The 16,775-nt window shown below is 77.0% G+C and carries 17 protein-coding genes and 1 pseudogene; 9 read left to right on the forward strand and 9 right to left on the reverse strand.

Features of this window, described 5'->3' with window-relative positions; translation table 11 throughout:
- A partial coding sequence (locus GTQ99_RS08985; protein ID WP_205707096.1) for an NTP transferase domain-containing protein occupies positions 1 to 658 on the reverse strand: 658 nt, incomplete at its 3' end.
- 52 nt (positions 659 to 710) lie between these two features.
- On the opposite strand from GTQ99_RS08985, the gene GTQ99_RS08990 reads away from it, so the two are divergent.
- Genes GTQ99_RS08990 through GTQ99_RS09000 form a run of 4 tightly spaced genes read left to right on the forward strand, consistent with a single transcriptional unit; the run spans position 711 to position 3,715 of the window.
- Entirely contained in the window at positions 711 to 1,187 is a 477-nt protein-coding gene (locus GTQ99_RS08990) for a molybdenum cofactor biosynthesis protein MoaE (protein ID WP_338074857.1), read from the forward strand.
- A 16-nt stretch (positions 1,188 to 1,203) separates the two neighbouring features.
- Positions 1,204 to 2,049: a hypothetical protein gene (locus GTQ99_RS08995; protein WP_205707098.1), complete on the forward strand. Its 846-nt coding sequence runs from the start codon at positions 1,204 to 1,206 to the stop codon at positions 2,047 to 2,049.
- Complete coding sequence (locus GTQ99_RS24330) at positions 1,977 to 2,243, forward strand: hypothetical protein (RefSeq protein ID WP_205707099.1); 267 nt, start codon at positions 1,977 to 1,979, stop codon at positions 2,241 to 2,243. The genes GTQ99_RS08995 and GTQ99_RS24330 overlap by 73 nt, the downstream gene beginning before the upstream one ends.
- A gap of 38 nt (positions 2,244 to 2,281) precedes the next feature.
- A complete protein-coding gene (locus tag GTQ99_RS09000; protein ID WP_166615404.1) occupies positions 2,282 to 3,715 on the forward strand; it encodes an FAD-dependent oxidoreductase in 1,434 nt (477 codons plus the stop codon).
- Positions 3,716 to 3,734: 19 nt separating this feature from the next.
- Here GTQ99_RS09000 and GTQ99_RS09005 read toward each other — a convergent pair whose 3' ends face one another.
- The 3 genes from GTQ99_RS09005 to moaA all read right to left on the reverse strand — a co-directional run bounded on the left by GTQ99_RS09005 (position 3,735) and on the right by moaA (position 5,742).
- Positions 3,735 to 4,163, reverse strand: coding sequence for a nuclear transport factor 2 family protein (locus GTQ99_RS09005; protein WP_166615405.1), 429 nt, complete (start codon positions 4,161 to 4,163; stop codon positions 3,735 to 3,737).
- A gap of 178 nt (positions 4,164 to 4,341) precedes the next feature.
- Positions 4,342 to 4,602 carry a MoaD/ThiS family protein gene (locus tag GTQ99_RS09010; RefSeq protein WP_166615414.1) on the reverse strand — a complete coding sequence of 87 codons (261 nt, stop codon included), beginning with the start codon at positions 4,600 to 4,602 and terminating at the stop codon, positions 4,342 to 4,344.
- 66 nt (positions 4,603 to 4,668) lie between these two features.
- The gene (gene moaA / locus GTQ99_RS09015; RefSeq protein WP_420814533.1) at positions 4,669 to 5,742 is read right to left on the reverse strand and encodes a GTP 3',8-cyclase MoaA; all 1,074 of its coding nucleotides are present in this window, start codon (positions 5,740 to 5,742) and stop codon (positions 4,669 to 4,671) included.
- Between the two features lie 176 nt (positions 5,743 to 5,918).
- On the opposite strand from moaA, the gene GTQ99_RS09020 reads away from it, so the two are divergent.
- A complete protein-coding gene (locus tag GTQ99_RS09020; protein ID WP_166615407.1) occupies positions 5,919 to 6,065 on the forward strand; it encodes a hypothetical protein in 147 nt (48 codons plus the stop codon).
- 110 nt (positions 6,066 to 6,175) lie between these two features.
- Here the strand turns inward: GTQ99_RS09020 and GTQ99_RS09025 are convergent, their stop codons facing one another.
- Complete coding sequence (locus GTQ99_RS09025; RefSeq protein WP_166615408.1) at positions 6,176 to 6,466, reverse strand: WXG100 family type VII secretion target; 291 nt, start codon at positions 6,464 to 6,466, stop codon at positions 6,176 to 6,178.
- Positions 6,467 to 6,627: 161 nt separating this feature from the next.
- Between GTQ99_RS09025 and GTQ99_RS27520 the strand changes: the two are divergent.
- Positions 6,628 to 6,798: pseudogene (locus GTQ99_RS27520) on the forward strand (DUF4031 domain-containing protein); the annotation flags it as partial.
- 435 nt (positions 6,799 to 7,233) lie between these two features.
- On the opposite strand, the gene GTQ99_RS09035 reads toward GTQ99_RS27520, so the two are convergent.
- The 3 genes from GTQ99_RS09035 to GTQ99_RS09045 all read right to left on the reverse strand — a co-directional run bounded on the left by GTQ99_RS09035 (position 7,234) and on the right by GTQ99_RS09045 (position 11,125).
- Positions 7,234 to 8,685, reverse strand: a complete 1,452-nt coding sequence (locus GTQ99_RS09035; protein WP_166615409.1) for a S1C family serine protease — start codon at positions 8,683 to 8,685, stop codon at positions 7,234 to 7,236.
- 116 nt (positions 8,686 to 8,801) lie between these two features.
- Positions 8,802 to 10,409, reverse strand: a complete 1,608-nt coding sequence (locus tag GTQ99_RS09040; protein ID WP_166615410.1) for a sensor histidine kinase — start codon at positions 10,407 to 10,409, stop codon at positions 8,802 to 8,804.
- Positions 10,406 to 11,125 carry a response regulator transcription factor gene (locus GTQ99_RS09045; RefSeq protein WP_338074859.1) on the reverse strand — a complete coding sequence of 240 codons (720 nt, stop codon included), beginning with the start codon at positions 11,123 to 11,125 and terminating at the stop codon, positions 10,406 to 10,408. The genes GTQ99_RS09040 and GTQ99_RS09045 overlap by 4 nt, the downstream gene beginning before the upstream one ends.
- Before the next feature lie 129 nt (positions 11,126 to 11,254).
- Here GTQ99_RS09045 and GTQ99_RS09050 point away from each other — a divergent pair, with 129 nt between their 5' ends.
- Positions 11,255 to 12,040: a HipA family kinase gene (locus GTQ99_RS09050; protein ID WP_338074860.1), complete on the forward strand. Its 786-nt coding sequence runs from the start codon at positions 11,255 to 11,257 to the stop codon at positions 12,038 to 12,040.
- A complete protein-coding gene (locus GTQ99_RS09055; protein WP_166615411.1) occupies positions 12,033 to 12,428 on the forward strand; it encodes a DUF3037 domain-containing protein in 396 nt (131 codons plus the stop codon). Before GTQ99_RS09050 ends, GTQ99_RS09055 begins: the two co-directional genes overlap by 8 nt.
- A gap of 22 nt (positions 12,429 to 12,450) precedes the next feature.
- Here the strand turns inward: GTQ99_RS09055 and GTQ99_RS09060 are convergent, their stop codons facing one another.
- A complete protein-coding gene (locus GTQ99_RS09060; protein WP_166615417.1) occupies positions 12,451 to 14,439 on the reverse strand; it encodes a PhoX family protein in 1,989 nt (662 codons plus the stop codon).
- A 256-nt stretch (positions 14,440 to 14,695) separates the two neighbouring features.
- On the opposite strand from GTQ99_RS09060, the gene GTQ99_RS09065 reads away from it, so the two are divergent.
- The gene (locus GTQ99_RS09065) at positions 14,696 to 16,753 is read left to right on the forward strand and encodes a M3 family metallopeptidase (RefSeq protein ID WP_166615412.1); all 2,058 of its coding nucleotides are present in this window, start codon (positions 14,696 to 14,698) and stop codon (positions 16,751 to 16,753) included.
- Positions 16,754 to 16,775 lie beyond the last annotated feature (22 nt).

Genomic DNA, 16,775 nt, shown 5'->3' on the forward strand with positions numbered 1-16,775 from the left:
GGGCAGGGGGGTGCGCACGGGTTCCTTCCGGGTCAGGGGAGCGCGACGGCGCTCTCGGCCAGCGCGGCGCGGGTGCGGGCGCCGACGCCGAGGGCGAGGGCCTCGGCGAGCGCGTCGAGGGTGTCCACGTCCCGGCGCAGGCTCGGCAGCCGGGTCGGCCCGGCGGCGGGCAGCGCCCGCGCCCCGGCCGCGACGTGGGCGCGGGCCGAGGACGGCCCGAAGCGGTGCGGCGGCCGGCGAGGAGCACGCTGCCCCCGCCGTCGGCGTCGGCGACCACCACGGGCACGTCGCTGGCCGCGGCGGCGGCCAGCGCCCGCTGCAGCTCCTCGGGGCGCAGCGCCGGCAGGTCCCCCAGCAGCACGGCCGCGGGACCGGGGGCCAGGACGGCGAGCCCCGCGTCCACCGCGGCCGCCAGTCCGGGGCGCCCCGCGGAGGCCGTCGCGGCGCCCACCCCGCGGGCCAGCCGCGCGATCGCCGGGTCGTCGCTGACGCAGACGACGCAGTCCACCCCGGCCGTGGCGAGCGCGGCCTCCAGGCAGTCCAGCGCCATCGCCGTCGCCAGCGCGCGCCGCGCCGGCGCCGGCAGCGCCAGGCGGGACTTGGCCCCGTCCCCGCCCTTGACGGGGACGACGACCCGCCAGCCGCTCACGTGCGTCACCGGGGGAGTCTCCCCCACGCCGCGCAGCGGTGGAACACCTACCCTCGTCGCCGTGGGCACCTCACGCACCGACGCCTCCCCCGACACCTCCCGGCGCACGCAGCCCGGCCGCCGCGTGGTGCGCACCGCGGTGAGCACCGCCGCCCTCGACGTCGCCGAGCACGCCGCGCTCGTCGACGACGCCGCCGCGGGCGCCGTCGTCACCTTCGCCGGCGTGGTGCGCGACCACGACCACGGCCGCGGCGTGCGGGAGCTGGAGTACACCGGGCACCCCTCGGCGGCCGAGGTGCTGGCCCGCGTCGTCGCCGAGGTCACCGCCGACGCCGCCGTGGACGCCGTCGCGGTCAGCCACCGCCTCGGGCACCTGGCCGTCGGCGACGTCGCCCTCGCGGTGGCGGTCTCGGCGGCCCACCGCGGCGAGGCGTTCGCCGCGTGCGCGCGCCTGGTCGACGAGGTCAAGGCGCAGCTGCCGGTCTGGAAGCACCAGCTGTTCACCGACGGCACCTCCGAGTGGGTCGCCTGCCCCTGAGGGCTAGCCTCGGGCGGTGCCCGAGACCGCCCGCGTCCGCGCCGCCCTGCAGGTGGCCGCGGCCGACCCGCAGCAGCTGAGCGACGACGACGCCGAGGTCCTGCTGGCCGCCGACGGCGACGACCTCGACGAGCTCGCCGCGATCGCCGACGCCCGCCGCCGCGAGCGCGTCGGCGACGCGCTGACCTTCGTCGTCAACCGCAACCTGGACCCCGCCCGGGTCGGTGCGGGCACGCCGGCCAGCCGCGCCCGCGTGCGCGCCCTCGTCGCCGAGGCCGCGGGCCTGGGCGCCACGGAGGTCTGCCTGCAGGGACCGCTGCCGCCCGGTGCGCCCGCCGACGGCGCCGTGGACCTCGTGCGCACCGTCGCGCAGGCCGTGCCGGGCGTGCACGTGCACGCCTTCCGGCCCCCCGAGGTGGCCGCCGCCGCGCGGCGGGCGGGCAGCACCCCGCGCGCGTTCCTGCAGCGGGCCCGCGAGGCCGGGCTCGGCTCCGTGCCCGGCACGGCGGCGAAGGTCCTCGACGACGGCGTGCGCGCCGCGCTCAACGGCGGGCGCCCCGACCTGCCCGTCGCGCGCTGGCTGGAGCTGGTCACCACCGCCCACGAGGTCGGGCTGACCTCGACGGCCACGATGGTCTACGGCCACGTCGAGACCGCCGCCCAGCAGGTCGCGCACCTGCGGCTGCTGGCCCGCACCGCCGAGCGCACCGGCGGGTTCACCGAGTTCATCGCCATGCCGTTCACCCCCGCCGCGGCCCGTCGGTGCGCGAGACCCGCGCCGTGCACGCGGTGGCGCGGCTGCTGCTGGACGGGCGCATCGACCACGTGCAGGCCGCCTGGCCCAAGCTCGGGCTGGAGCTGAGCGAGGTGGTGCTGCGCGGGGGGGCCGACGACGCCGGCGGGCTGCTGCTCGACGGCGCGCTGGACCCGGCCGCCGGCCAGGAGGCGGGCAGCGCGCTGAGCCGGGCGGACGTCGAGGCGCTCGCGGCCCGGCTCGGGCGGGTGCCGCGCCAGCGCACCACCCGCTACGGCGACCCCGTCGCGCTGCCGGTGTGAGCGGGACGGCACCTGCGCGGGGCGGCGCGGACGGCGGCGTGGACGTGGACGTCGCGGTCGTCGGCGCGGGGTTCGCGGGGCTCGGGGCGGCGATCCGGCTGGCCCGGCGCGGGCGGGAGTCCTTCGTCGTGCTCGAGCGCGGCGAGGACGTCGGCGGCACCTGGCGCGACAACACCTACCCGGGGGTGGCCTGCGACGTCCCCGCGCAGCTGTACTCCTTCTCCTTCGCGCCCTCCGCGCGCTGGACGCGGCTGTTCGCCCCGGGCGCGGAGGTGCAGGAGTACCTGCGCGCCTGCGCCCGCGAGGTCGCGGCGCACGTGCGGCTGCGCACCGAGGTGCTGCGGGCGCGCTGGGACGGGGCGGACGCGCGCTGGCACCTGGTGACGAGCACCGGCCCGGTGCGCGCGCGGGTCCTCGTGCTGGCCGCCGGGCGGCTGACCGAGCCCCGGCTGCCGGACGTGCCGGGGCTGGCGGACTTCGACGGCCCGGTCTTCCACACCGCCCGCTGGGACCACGGGGCGGACCCGGCCGGCCGCCGCGTCGCGGTCGTGGGCACCGGCGCCTCGGCCGTGCAGGTGGTGCCGCGCCTGGCCGAGCGCGCCGCGGCGCTGACGGTGTTCCAGCGCAGCGCGCCGTGGGTGGTCCCGCGCGGGGACCGCGCCTACTCGCCGGCCGAGCGCGCGGCCTTCGCCGCCGACCCCGGGCGGGCGGCCGCCGAGCGCGCGGAGGTGTTCGCGCAGATGGAGCAGGGGATCGAGGCGCGCCGGGCGGTGCCCGCGGCGGTGGCGGCGCTGCGCGAGCGCGCGCTGGCCCACCTGGCCGCGCAGGTGCCCGACCCGGCGCTGCGCGCGGCCCTCACCCCGGACTACGAGGTCGGCTGCAAGCGGGTGCTGCTCTCGGACGAGTTCTACCCGGCCCTGCAGCGGCCCGGGGTGGCGCTGGTCCCCGCCGCGCTGCAGCGGCTGGAGGGGCGCACGGCCCTGGCCGCGGACGGCTCGCGCCACGAGGTGGACGTCCTCGTGCTGGCGACGGGCTTCTCCTCCACCCGCCAGCCGTACGCCCGCCGCGTCGTGGGGCGGACCGGGACGCTGGAGCAGGCGTGGTCGGCGGGGATGGTCTCGCACGCCTCGACGGTCGTGCACGGCTTCCCCAACGCGTTCGTGCTCGACGGCCCGAACGCCAGCCTGGGGCACAACTCCGCGGTGCACGTCATCGAGAGCCAGGTCGGCTACCTGCTCGGGGCGCTGGACCACCTCGCGCGCACCGGCGGCGTCCTGGAGGTCAGCGCCGGTGCGCAGGCGGGGTACACGGCCGACATCGACCGGATGGCGCGGGACTCGGTGTGGCTGCGCGGCGGCTGCTCCAGCTGGTACGTGGACGCGCGCAGCGGCCGGCTGACGCTGCTGTGGCCGGACACGGCCGAGGAGTTCCGCCGCCGCAACGGCACGTTCGACCCCGCGCCGTTCGGCTGAGGCCCGCGCCCTCGCGCGGTCAGCCGCCCTGGCCGCCCGCCCCGGCCCGCACCTGCTGCTCCAGCGCCTCCAGGCACATGTGGAAGCGCAGCGCGGAGATCCCCTCGTCGGTCAGGTCGTAGACGACGCAGTACGGCACCCGCACGTGCGCCCCGGTCGCCTCCAGCTCGCCGAACCGGCCGGTGTGGGTGCCGACGAAGTCGGCCTCGAAGAACGCGTGCTCACCGCTGGCCCCCACCGCGCGCACGTCCGGGCGGGCCTCGAAGACCTGCGTGTGCAGGGCGGTGATGTGGCCGGCCACCGCGTCGCGGCCGGTGATCCGCTCGCCGGTCCGCACCGTCGTCCAGGCGACGTCGTCGGTGAGGTAGCGCGCGAAGTCGCCACCGCCGAGCAGGGCGTCGACGTAGTCGTGGAAGAGCCGGTGGCTGGTGCTGGTGTCGACGGACATCTCGTCCTCCTGGGTGGGCCTCCGCGGCGATCGGGTGCCGGACCCGGAGCCCCGCTGCCCGTCGCCGTCGACGGGCCGCGGCCGCGCCGTTCCCGGGCGGTGCAGCGCGATGCTCCACCCGGGGGCGGACCCCGTCAAGGAGCCGTCGGGGACCCGTCGAAGACCCGTCGGCCGGGGCTCAACCGCCGGCGAAGGGCGGCAGCACGTCGACGGTGGCGCCGTCGGGCAGCGGGTCGCCGCGGCGCGCCGACACCCCGTCGAGCAGGAACGTGGAGGCGGCCAGCACCCGCGCCAGCCGCGGGCCGCGCGCGGCGAGGACCTCCAGCAGCGCGCCGAGGTCGGCCCCGGCGGGCAGCGCCACCCGCTCCTCCTCCGCGCCGGCGGCCGCGGCCGCCCCGGCGAAGAAGCGCAGGAGGACCTCGCCGGTCCCGGTGCGCAGCGGGGCCGGGGAGCCCGGCCCGTCCCGCCGCACCTGCTCGGCGTGCTCGGCGTGCTGGGTCACCGGTCAGCCTCCGATCGCGCTCATGGGCCGGGTGGGGTGCAGGAAGCCGGGGTCGTCGATGTCGTGGCCGGGCAGCTTGCCCCACATCGCCGCCCGCCACCGGCGCGCCAGCGCCGCGTCGTCGGCCCCGGCGCGCATCGCGTCGCGCAGGTCGGTCTCGGAGGTGGAGAACAGGCAGGTGCGCACCTGCCCGTCGGCGGTCAGCCGCGTGCGGTCGCAGTCGCCGCAGAAGGGGCGCGTCACCGAGGCGATGACGCCCACGTCGCCGCGCAGCCCGCCGGGACCGGTGACGTCCCAGGTCTCGGCCGGGGCGGCGCCGCGCGCGGAGCCGGGGCGGGCGACGAGGTCGAACTCGGCGCGCAGCGCGGCGAGGATCTCCTCGGCCGTCACCATGTCCTCGCGGCGCCAGGTGCCGTGCGGGTCCAGCGGCATCTGCTCGATGAAGCGCAGCCGGTAGCCGCCGGCCAGCGCCCAGCGCAGCAGGTCGGCGGCCTCGTCGTCGTTGGTGCCGCGCAGCAGCACCGCGTTCACCTTCACCGGTGCCAGTCCGGCGCGGGCGGCGGCCTCGACGCCCGCGAGGACGTCGGCGTGCCGGTCGCGGCGGGTGATGGCGGCGAAGCGGTCGGCGCGCAGGGTGTCCAGGGAGACGTTGACGCGGCGCAGCCCCGCGGCCGCGAGCGCGTCGGCCCGGCGGGCCAGGCCGATGCCGTTGGTCGTCAGCGACGTGCTCACGGGGGCGCCGTCCTCGGTGCGCAGCGCCGTGGTGGCCGCGACGATGCGCTCCAGCCCCCTGCGCAGCAGCGGTTCACCGCCGGTGAAGCGCACCTCGCGCACGCCGAGGTCGCGCACGGCGAGGGTGACCAGGCGCACCACCTCCTCGTCGTCGAGCACGGCGGGCTGCTCCAGCCAGGGCAGGCCCTCGGGCGGCATGCAGTAGTGGCAGCGCAGGTTGCAGCGGTCGGTCAGCGACACCCGCAGGTCGCGGGCGGTGCGGCCGTGGCGGTCCAGCAGCGGTCCCGCGCCGAAGCGGGGGTCGCCGGCCCCCTCCGCGGCGCTCGGGCGCCGGATGCCTGGCACCCCGAGGGAGACGGTCGTCACGCGATCAGGGTAAGCGCGTGGTCCGGTGACCGCGCCCGTCGGCGGAGCCGGCTGCGCTCGGTGTGTGCTGCATCACTCCAGGTCGATACGGGCCTTGACTGGCCGATCGGTACGACGCAGGCTAAGGTGAACGCAAGATGAACAGGAGGTGGCACATGAACATCCACAAGGCGACAGCAGCCGAGTCGGTTCCCACGGCCCGCTGGGTGCAGGTCCGTGACACGTCCGGCCGGGTGCACCTGGAGATGCGCTGGGGCATCCCTGCGGTGCAGCAGGTCCCCATGCTGTCCCGCGCAGCCTGAGCGCGCGGGCGCACGACCGGAGCGCTCCCGGAGCACCGGTCCCACGTCGAAGGCCCCGCTGCGGCGGGGCCTTCGACGTTCCCGGGACGGCGCTCAGGCGCTGAACACGCTCAGGCGCTGAACATCCGCGCGTTGGCGGCCTCGACGTCGGCGTACTGGCGCCCGGCCTGCTCCAGCGCCCGCTGGATGTCCTCCAGCGAGACCCGCACGCGGTCCTGGGTGGCGCGCCACTGCGCCGACAGCGCCTGGAACCCGCTGGCCGCCTGACCCTTCCAGCACGACTCCAGGTCGAGCAGGTGGCGCACCATCCCCTCGACCTCGGCGGCGATGTTGCCCGCCGAGGCGGCCACCGCACCGCTGGCCTGCGCCACCCGCGCGCTGTCGACCTCGAACCTGCTCATGGGATCCTCTCCTCCCCGCGGGAGCCCGCGGTGCCCGTGGGCCGCACCGGCCCTCCTGGGTCGGCAGCCAACCCCAGCGAGCGAGAGGATCCCCCGGTGTCCACAGCCGCACCGCCCCACCGGCCGGCGACGGCACCCGGGGAGACCGCGGCGGCCCGCGCGTGAGCGTCCTCGTCGACACCCCGCGCTACCCCGCGCACGGGCGGTGGTGGGCGCACCTGGCCAGCGACACCTCCCCCGAGGAGCTGCACGCCTTCGCCGCCGCCCTCGGCCTGCCCCGGCGCTCCTTCGAGGGTGACCACTACGACGTCCCCGCCGACCTCGTCGAGCGCGCCGTCGCCGCCGGCGCCCAGCGGGTCAGCACCCGCGAGCTGCTGGTGCGCCTGCGCGCCGCCGGGCTGCGCACCCCCAAGCGGCGCGGGGAGAAGGTCCTGGCCAGCACCCCCGCCGACGGGGGCGAGCGGGGCGATGTCGTGCGCGTCGACGTCGTGCGCGCCGACGCGGTGCCCGCCCCGCACGCCGGGCACCGCCTCCTCGTGCTCGAGGGCGGGCGCGTCCTGCTGGCTGCCGACGGCGACCTGCCCGCCCTGCCCGCGCCGCGGGGGCGGGCCCTGGGCTTCCGCCGCCGGTGGCGGCGCACCGCCACCGGCACCGCGGTCACCCACGAGGGCCTGTGGCAGGAGGCCGGCGCGCCCACCCCGCCGGCGGGCCGCTGGGCCGCCGTCCCGGCCGGGGCCTGGTGGCTCCCGCGCGGCGCGGCGGTCGGGTCAGCCCTCGTCGCGCGCCGTGAGCGTCGCCTCCAGCGTCCGCTCCTGCCCGCCGCGCACGACCGTCAGCTGCACGGTGCTGCCCACGGCCTTGCCGCGGATCGTCGCGGTCAGCGACTCGTAGCCGTCGGTGGCCTGCCCGTCGACCGCCGTGACGACGTCGCCGGCCTGCAGCCCGGCGTCCGCGGCCGGGGTGCCGGGCTGCACCTGCGCCACCTGCGCGCCCTGGCGGCCGGCGCCGTCCACGGTCACCGTCGCGGCCTCCTGGGCGAGGCTGACGCCCAGCCAGGCGTGCTGGGCCGAGCCCGTCTCGACGAGCTGGTCGGCGATCATCCGCACCTCGTTCGAGGGGATGGCGAAGCCCAGGCCGATGCTGCCGGACTGGCTGGCGGAGGAGGCGGAGCTCAGCGAGGCGATCGAGGAGTTGACCCCGACGACGCGCCCGGAGGAGTCCAGCAGCGCCCCGCCGGAGTTGCCCGGGTTGATCGCGGCGTCGGTCTGGATGGCGTTCGTGGCGGCCGTCTCGCCCGTCGTCTGCTGCTGGCCGAACTGCTGGCCGAACGGGTCCTGGGCGGAGGGGGACTCCTCGCTCGTCGTCAGCACCGGCCGGTCCACCGCGGAGACGATGCCCGTCGTGGCGCTGCCCGACAGCCCCAGCGGGTTGCCCAGCGCCATGACGGCCTGACCGGCGACGACGTCGTCGGAGTCGGCGAAGGTCGCGGCCTGCAGGTCGCCCGGCGGGTCCTGCAGCCTGATCACCGCGAGGTCGGTCGCCGGGTCGGTGCCGACGACGCTCGCCCGGTACTCGCGCCCGTCGGAGAGCGTCACGGTGATCGTCGCGCCGCTGCCGGCGCCGGTGACGACGTGGTTGTTGGTCACCACGTGCCCCGAGGCGTCGTAGACGATGCCCGAGCCCTCGGCCTCGCCGGCGCTGGAGGCCACGGTGACCGAAACCACGCTCGGCGCGACCGCGCTCACGACGCCCTGCCAGTTCACCGTCGTCTCGCTGACGCCCTGCACCCGCGCGCTGCCCGAGCTCGCGGACGAGGAGGTGCCCGCCGACGCCCCGCCGGAGGCGTCCTGGCCGAAGGCGCCGACCAGGCCCGCCGTGAGCGCGCTGGCCGCCACCGCGCTCGCGATCGCCGCGCCGGCCACGCCGAACCAGCCGGGGCCGCGCCGCGGGCCGCGCCCGCCGCCGCTGCCGCCGCGCCCGTCGTCGGAGCCGCCCGGCGGGGTCGGGCCGCCGGGGGTGGTCCACGGGTCGTGCTGCCCGTGCGCCTGCCCGTACGCCTGCCCGTACGGCTGCCCGGGCGCCTGCTCCCGGGAGCGGTCGTGGCCGCCGTGCCACCAGTCCCACGTCGCCGGCCGGGTGGGGGAGCCCTCACCGCGGGCGGTGCCGTCGTCGCTGCGGGCCTGCGTCGACACGGGGCCGCGCTCGTCGGGTCGGTTCATCCTGCTCACCTCTCGGGGCGTCGAGACCGTCTGCGGTCGTCCTGCGCGGCAGGTGCCGCGTCCACCCCTCCAGTGACGGCCACCACGCTGCGGGGCGGCCCGGAAGCGGCTGGGACTCAGCTGTGAATCGCGGCGGGCGCGGGGTCGCCGGTCGGGTCGCCGTCGGTGGGGTCGTCGTCGGCGAGGGCGTCGTCGGCGGGGTCCGCCGCGCGGAAGCGCACCCGGAACGTGGCCCCGCCGCCCGGGGTGGGCACCACGGCGACCGTGCCGCCGTGCACCTGGACGATGGTGGCCACGATCGCCAGCCCCAGCCCGGAGCCGCCGCCGGTGCCGCGCCGGCGCGAGGCGTCGACGCGGTAGAAGCGCTCGAAGACCCGCTCCGCCTGCTCGGGGGTCAGCCCGGGGCCGTGGTCGCGGACCTCCACGACCGACTCCGGGCCCGAGGGCCCGAGCACGGCGCCCACGGCCACCTCGACCGGCGTGCCCGCGGGCGTGTGGTGCAGCGCGTTCGCCAGCAGGTTCGTCAGCACCTGCCGCATCCCGGACTCGTCGGCCAGCACGGGCGCCGAGCCCGGCCCCGCGCCCTCGCCGACCCCGACCAGGCGCACCGTGCGCCCGGCGTCCAGCGCGCGGGCGTCGTGCACGGCGTCGGAGGCGACCACGGCCAGGTCGACGTGCTCGCGGGCGGCGCTGCTGCGGCGCTGCGCCTCGTCCAGGCGGGCCAGCGCCAGCAGGTCCTCCACCAGGCGCCCCAGCCGGGTCGACTCGCCCTCGATGCGCCCCATGACGTGCGCGACGTCCTCCGGCGCGCGCACCGCGCCCTGGCGGTGCAGCTCGGCGAAGCCGCGGATGGCCGCCAGCGGCGTGCGCAGCTCGTGGCTGGCGTCGGCGACGAAGCGGCGCATCTGCTCCTCGGAGCGCTGCTGGGCGCGGAAGGAGGCCTCGATGCGGGCCAGCATCGCGTTCAGCGCCGTCGACAGCCGCCCGATCTCGGTGCCCGGCGGGGCGTCGGGCACCCGCTGCGACAGGTCGCCCGCGGCGATCGCCGAGGCCGTGCGCTCGATGTCGTCCAGCGGGCGGAAGCTGCGCCGGATGGCCAGCGCGGCAGCCGCAGCACCGGCCACCAGCACGGACGCGCCGACCACCAGGGCCACCGCGCGGTAGTCGGCGACCGTGCGGTTGGTGCCCGACAGCGGCAGCGCCACCGCGATGTTGACCGGTGCGTCGCGGGCGGTCACCAGCAGCACCCGCCACGGGTCCCCGCCCGCGCTGTCGCGGACCGTGAACGGCCGGCCCCCGTGCGCGTCGACGACGGCGTCGGTGAGCGCGGGCAGCCGGGGCCCGCCGGTGCAGCCGCCGGTGTCCCGGCTGCACGCGGTGCGCCACACGCTCCCGTCGCTGTCGGCGAAGGCGACGTAGTAGTCGCTGAGCAGCAGCGCGTCGCCGTCGGAGCGGCTGAACTGCGGCAGCGCGGCCGTGATGGCCGTCGCCCCCTTGTGCTGCAGCTCGTCGTCGACCTGCGCGCGCAGGTTGTCCTTCAGCAGGTGCAGCGAGACCAGGCTCGTCACGCCCGTCACCGTCAGCAGCAGCGCCACGACGATGACGAGCAGGCGCACCCGCAGCGGCAGCCGCGACTCGGCCGCCAGGACCCGGGCGCGCGCCGCCGAGGCCCGGGCGCGCAGCCCGCCGACCGCGGCCGGCGGGCGCCCGGCCCTCCGCCTCATCCCGCCGCGTGCGGTGCGCGCAGCACGTAGCCGACACCGCGCTTGGTGTGGATGAGCGGCTCCAGCCCCTCGGTGTCCAGCTTGCGGCGCAGGTAGGAGATGTAGGACTCCACGATCCCGGCCTCGCCGTTGAAGTCGTAGTCCCACACGTGGTCGAGGATCTGCGCCTTGGAGAGCACCCGCTGGGGGTTGAGCATGAGGTAGCGCAGCAGCTTGAACTCGGTGGGGGACAGCTCCACCACGCGCCCGGCGCGGCGGACCTCGTGGGAGTCCTCGTCCAGCTCCAGGTCGTGCAGGACCAGCCGGCCGGTGTCGGGGCCGGCACCGGCCCCGGTGCGCCGCAGCACCGCGCGGATGCGCGCGACGACCTCCTCCAGGCTGAACGGCTTCGTCACGTAGTCGTCGCCGCCGACGGTCAGCCCGGCCACCTTGTCGGCGGTGTCGTCGCGCGCGGTGAGGAAGAGGACCGGCACGGGCCGGCCGCGCTCGCGCAGCTTGCGGGTGACGGTGAAGCCGTCGAGGTCGGGGAGCATGACGTCGAGGACGACGAGGTCGGGGCGGAAGTCCTCGGCCAGCTTCAGCGCCTCCGCGCCGTCGGCGGCCGAGGACACCTCGAAGCCGGCGAAGCGCAGGCTGGTGGCCAGCAGTTCGCGGATGCTCGGCTCGTCGTCGACGACGAGCAGCCGGGCCTCCGGGGAGGTGCTCACGGATCTCACGGGCGCCAGTCTGCGACGCCTTCCTGGGAGGCGGCTGGGGACGCGCCCGGAGCCGCCCCGTGGACGACCGGTGATCTCCGGCGGTGCACCGCGGGGGATCACCGCGGGGCGGGTGGCAGGATCGCGGGCGTGCTGCGCTCCGTGACCGCGACCCGCTACGTCGCGCCGCTGCGGGAGGGCGGGAGCCTGCCGGGGTTGTGCGAGGCCGACGACCTGGGCACCTACGTCGTGAAGTTCCACGGCGCCGGGCAGGGCCGGCGGGTGCTCGTCGCCGAGGTCCTCGCCGCCCGCCTGGCCGCCGCGCTGGACCTGGCGGTGCCCGAGCTCGTCGTCGCCGCCGTCGACCCCGTCATCGGCCGCGGTGAGCCCGACGAGGAGGTGCAGGACCTGCTGCTGCGCTCGCCGGGCGACAACCTGGGCATGGACTTCCTGCCCGGGGCGCTGAGCTTCGACCCCGCGGTGGACCCCGTCGAGCCGGTGTGGGCGGCGCGGGTGCTGTGGTTCGACGCCCTCGTGCTCAACGTCGACCGCTCCTGGCGCAACCCCAACGCGCTGTGGTGGGGCGGGCGGCCCTGGCTCATCGACCACGGCGCCGCCCTGTACTTCCACCACGACTGGGCGCGGGCCGCGGCCAGCGCCGCCCGCCCGCTGCGCCACGCCGAGGACCACCTGCTGCTGCCCGCCGCCGCGGACGTGCGGGAGGTCGACGAGGCCTGCGCGCGGGTCCTGACCCCCGCGGTGCTGCGCGCCGCCGTCGACGAGGTGCCCGACGGCTGGCTGGAGGGCGAACCCGGCTTCGAGGGCGCCGAGGCGGTCCGGCTCGCCTACCTGGACTGGTTCGCGGCGCGGCTGGCCGGGCCGCGGCCGTGGGTCGCGGAGCTGGCCCGCGTGCAGCGGGAGGCGCGCCGTGGCTGAGCAGCTGCAGGTCTTCGAGTACGCCGTGGTGCGGGTGGTGCCGCGCGTGGACCGCGGGGAGTTCCTCAACGCCGGCGTCGTGCTGTGGTGCCGCCCCCTGGAGCACCTGGCCGCCCGCACCGCCCTGGAGACCGAGCGGCTGCGCGCCTTCGCGCCCGGGCTGGACGTCGAGGCGGTGGCCCGCCACGTGCTGGCCCTGGAGGCCGTCTGCGCGGGCGCGGCCTCCGCGGGCGCGGCCGGGGCGGAGGCCAAGGGCGCCCGGTTCCGCTGGCTGGTCGCACCGCGCTCGACCGTCGTGCAGACCTCACCGGTGCACTGCGGCCTCACCGCCGACCCGGCCGCCGAGCTGGACCGGCTGCTGACGCGGCTGGTCCGGCCCGGCGGCTGAGCGCCCGGGGCGCTGGGGACCCTCAGGCCCGGCGCACCTGCACGACCGACGGGCGCGGCTGGCCCGTGCCGTCGTAGGGGAAGGTGGACGCCGGGGCGTCGATGGTCGCGGTGTCGACCTCACCGGGGTGCTGCACCGCGACGAACACCGTGCGGCCGTCCTCGGCGATGACCGGCCCGCAGGTCTCCGCGCCGGTCGGCACGGAGAGGAACTGGCGCACCTGGCCGCGGTTCGGGCCGTCGACGACGACCTCGTACAGGCCGTCGTTGGCGCCCAGCGTGTTGCCGTCGGTGGAGATCCACAGGTTGCCGGTGCGGTCGAAGGCCACGTTGTCCGGGCAGGAGATCGGCGAGACCTGCGCGGGGTCGAAACCGCCGAAGTAGGTGCTCTGGTCCTCCGGGTCGCCGCAGACGAGCACGAGGTTCCAGAGGAACTCCGTGGCCGCCGCGTCGTCGCGCGCCTCGACGATCTCGACGACGTGCCCGTCCTTGTTGAGCGGGCGCGGGTTCGCCTCGTCGACGCCGGCCTTGCCCAGCGTGCCGCGCTGGACGTTGTTGGTGCACGCCACGTACACGCGGCCGTTGACGGGGTTGCGCTCGACGTCCTCGGGGCGGTCCATCTTGGTGGCGCCCACGACGTCGGCGGCGGCGCGGGTGTTCACCAGCACCTGGTCGATGGACATGCCCGGCACGACGGAGCGGCCGTCGCGGGTCAGCGGCACCCAGCGGCCGCGGCCGTCGTAGCGCTCGTCGTCGATGCCGTCGCCCTCGAAGACGGCGACGTACAGGTCGCCGTCCTCCAGCAGCCGCATGTTGTGCTCGCGGTCGCCCTCGCGGTGCTTGCGCTTGGAGATGAACTTGTACAGGTACTCGAAGCGCTCGTCGTCACCCATGTAGGAGACCGCGCGGCCGTCGGCGGCCAGCGAGATGGTGGCGCCCTCGTGCTTCATGCGCCCCATGGCGGTGTGCTTGCGCGGCGTGGAGGCCGGGTCGTGCGGGTCCACCTCGACGATCCAGCCGAAGCGGTTGGCCTCGTTGGGCTCCTCCTCGGCGCTGAAGCGCTTCTCGATCCGCTCCCAGGCGCGGCCGCTGCTGCCGTAGACGCTGTAGCGGTCGCTCTGCCCGCCCTCCGTCTCGGGGGAGGTGAAGTAGCCGTTGAAGTTCTCCTCGCCGGAGAGCACCGTGCCCCACGGGGTCGTGCCGCCGGCGCAGTTGCCGAACGTCCCGACCGGCGTGCGCCCTTGGGGGTCGGCCTTCGTGCGCAGCGCCTTCGCGCCGGCGGCGGGGCCGGTGAACTCCATGGGGGTCATCGGGGTGATGCGGCGGTTGAACTCCGAGCCGCGCACGTACGCCCACGGGGAGTCCTGGTCCGCCCGGCGCAGCTCCACGACCGACATGCCGTGCGCGGCCAGCGAGATGAGCAGCTGCTCGTCCGTGGCGCTCTCCGCGTCGGTCCAGTCGCGGAACATCAGCTCCTCGTTGGTGTACTCGTTGTTGCACACCAGCAGGGCCCGGTTCGGGTCCTGCATCGGGACGATGGTGGTGTAGTCGTTGTTGTAGCCGAACTGGCCCAGCTGCGCCTGCGAGGTCTGGTTCTCGAAGTCGAAATCCGGGGCGCCGGGCAGGATCGGGTCGCCCCAGGAGATCAGCGGCGCCCAGGTCCAGCCCGCGGGGACCTCGAAGGAGTCCACCTCCGCCGGCACCGGTGCGATGACGCCGAAGTCCACGGCGTGACCGGGGTCGAAGGGGTCGGCGAGCAGGTCCACGTCGCCGCCACCGCCGAACGCGCTCGCGCTCGCGGTGTCGGCCTGCGCCAGGGCGGCGCCGGTGACGCCCAGGCCCACCAGGCCGGCCAGCACGCCGCGGCGGGAGACCGCGGAGCGCACGACGTCGCCGAAGTAGGCGTTGTCGGAGCGGTTGGGGACCGGCTGCGCGCACGAGGTCGCGCAGCGGTAGTGGCACGTCATGGGGCTGCGGCGGCCGGTGGGGGCGTAGGGCAGCAGGGGCAGCATCGGGCGGTGGTCGGCCGTGGCGGTCACGGGGGATCTCCTGGTGGCTCGAGGCGCGGGGGGTGCGACCGGGAACCGGTCTCACCCGCGGACCGTAGGGAACCGCAGTCCCCGCTCCGGTGGACTGCGGTCAGCGCCCAGGTGAACAGCTGTGGACCGCTTGCGAGCATGGTGAGCCTGTCCTGAGCGTCTGCCGTGCGCCCGCCCGGCCCGCCCGGGCGGGCGCGCACCGCGCGGCGCCGTGCGGCAGCATCGGGACATGAGCGCCCTCGACCCGGCCAACCCCTTCGCGGCACCCAGCGAGCTGCCCTTCGCCCTGCCGCCCTTCGACCGGATCCGCGCCGAGCACTTCGCCCCCGCCTTCGAGGCGGGCACGGCCGAGCACCTCGCCGAGGTCGACGAGCTGCTGGGGCGCGACCTCGGCGCGGCGGAGTTCCTGGACGCGCTGGAGTCCAGCGGGCAACTGCTGGGCCGGGCCGAGGCGGTCTTCCACAACCTGCTGGGCACCGACGCCGACGACGAGCTGCGCGCGCTGGCGCAGGAGTTCGCCCCCCGGCTGGCCGCCCACCACGACGCCGTGCGGCTGGACCCGCGCCTGGTGCAGCGGGTGCGCCGGCTGCACGAGGACCCGCCCGCCGACCTCGGGCCCGAGCAGCGCCGCCTGCTGGAGCGCCTGCACCGCGACGCCGAGCGCTCGGGGGCGCTGCTGGACGAGGCCGGCCGCGAGCGGCTGCGCGAGCTCAACGCGCAGCTGTCCGCGCTCACCACCCGCTTCGACGTCGAGCTGCTCGCCGACTCCAACGACCTCGCCGTCCACGTCGCCGACGCCGAGGAGCTGGAGGGGCTGTCCGCGGCGGAGCTGGCGCGGGCCGCCGCGGCGGCCGGCGAGCGCGGCGGCCACCTGCTGCCGCTCGTGCTGCCCACCGGGCAGCCGGTCCTGGCGGCGCTGCGCCGCCGGGCCACCCGCCGCCGCGTGCACGAGGCGTCGGTGGCCCGCGGCGGGCGCGGCGGCGAGCACGACACCCGCGCGCTGCTGCAGCGCATCGCCGCGCTGCGCGCCGAGCGGGCCGCCCTGCTGGGCTTCGCCGACCACGCCAGCTGGGTCGTGGCCGACGAGACCGCCGGCAGCGTCGAGGCGGCGGTGGGGATGCTGCGCCGGCTGGCGCCGGCGGCCGTCGCCAACGCCCGGCGCGAGGCCGCCGAGCTCACCGGGCTGCTGCTGGCCGACGGCGAGGAGGGACCGCTGCAGCCGTGGGACTGGGCCTACTACGACGAGCGGCTGCGGCGCGAGCGGTTCGCCGTCGACGCCGAGGCGCTGCGCCCGTGGTTCCCGCTGGAGCGCGTCCTGGTCGACGGCGTGTTCGCCACCGCGAGCGCCCTGTACGGGCTGACGTTCACCGAGCGCACGGACCTGCCGCTCTACTCCGCCGGCGTGCGCGCCTTCGAGGTCGCCGACGGCTCCGGGCCGCTGGGGCTGTACCTGTTCGACCCGTTCGCGCGCCCCTCCAAGCGCGGGGGTGCCTGGATGAGCTCCTTCGTGGAGCAGTCGCACCTGCTCGGGCAGCGGCCCGTCGTCGTCAACTGCCTCAACGTGGCGCCGCCCGCTCCCGGGGACCCGGCGCTGCTGAGCGTGGACGAGGTGGAGACGCTGTTCCACGAGTTCGGCCACACCCTGCACGGGCTGCTCTCCGACGTGCGCTTCCCGCGCTTCTCCGGCACCAGCGTGCCGCGCGACTTCGTCGAGTTCCCCTCCCAGGTCAACGAGTTCTGGGCCTTCGAGCCGGAGGTCCTGGCCCGCTACGCCCGCCACGTGCAGACCGGCGAGGCGCTGCCGGCGGGGGCCGTCGAGGGCCTGCGCGCCGCGCGCGCCCACGGCCAGGGCTTCTCCACCACCGAGTACCTGGCGGCCGCGCTGCTGGACCAGGCCTGGCACCGGCTGGCCCCCGGCGCGCTGGAGGGCGCCGTCCCCGAGGACGTCGCCGCCTTCGAGGCGGCCGCCCTGGCCGAGGCGGGCGTCGCGCTGGAGACGGTGCCGCCGCGCTACCGCAGCACCTACTTCCACCACGTCTTCGGCGGCGGCTACGCGGCCGCCTACTACTCCTACGTGTGGAGCGAGGTCCTCGACGCCGACACCGTGGAGTGGTTCGCCGAGAACGGGGGGCTGCGCCGGGCCAACGGCGAGCACTTCCGCCGCACGCTGCTCGCGCGCGGCGGCAGCGTCGACCCGCTGGAGGCCTACCGCGCCTTCCGGGGCCGCGACGCGGCCGTCGAGCCGCTGCTGCGCCGCCGCGACCTGCTGCCCGCCGGCCGGGGCTGAGGCCGGCCCGCGGGGGCGGGAC

Origin of the sequence: Kineococcus vitellinus, assembly GCF_009906315.1 — a bacterium.
Classification (GTDB): Bacteria; Actinomycetota; Actinomycetes; order Actinomycetales; family Kineococcaceae; genus Kineococcus; species Kineococcus vitellinus.

Bases quoted from the DNA above. Each gene is read 5' to 3' on its own strand.
- GTQ99_RS09005 (WP_166615405.1), bottom strand. From the start codon at position 4,163: ATGTCCGTCGACACCAGCACCAGCCACCGGCTCTTCCACGACTACGTC.
- GTQ99_RS09020 (WP_166615407.1), top strand. From the start codon at position 5,919: ATGAACATCCACAAGGCGACAGCAGCCGAGTCGGTTCCCACGGCCCGC.
- GTQ99_RS09025 (WP_166615408.1), bottom strand. From the start codon at position 6,466: ATGAGCAGGTTCGAGGTCGACAGCGCGCGGGTGGCGCAGGCCAGCGGT.
- GTQ99_RS09035 (WP_166615409.1), bottom strand. From the start codon at position 8,685: ATGAACCGACCCGACGAGCGCGGCCCCGTGTCGACGCAGGCCCGCAGC.
- GTQ99_RS09040 (WP_166615410.1), bottom strand. From the start codon at position 10,409: ATGAGGCGGAGGGCCGGGCGCCCGCCGGCCGCGGTCGGCGGGCTGCGC.
- GTQ99_RS09060 (WP_166615417.1), bottom strand. From the start codon at position 14,439: ATGCTGCCCCTGCTGCCCTACGCCCCCACCGGCCGCCGCAGCCCCATG.
- GTQ99_RS09065 (WP_166615412.1), top strand. From the start codon at position 14,696: ATGAGCGCCCTCGACCCGGCCAACCCCTTCGCGGCACCCAGCGAGCTG.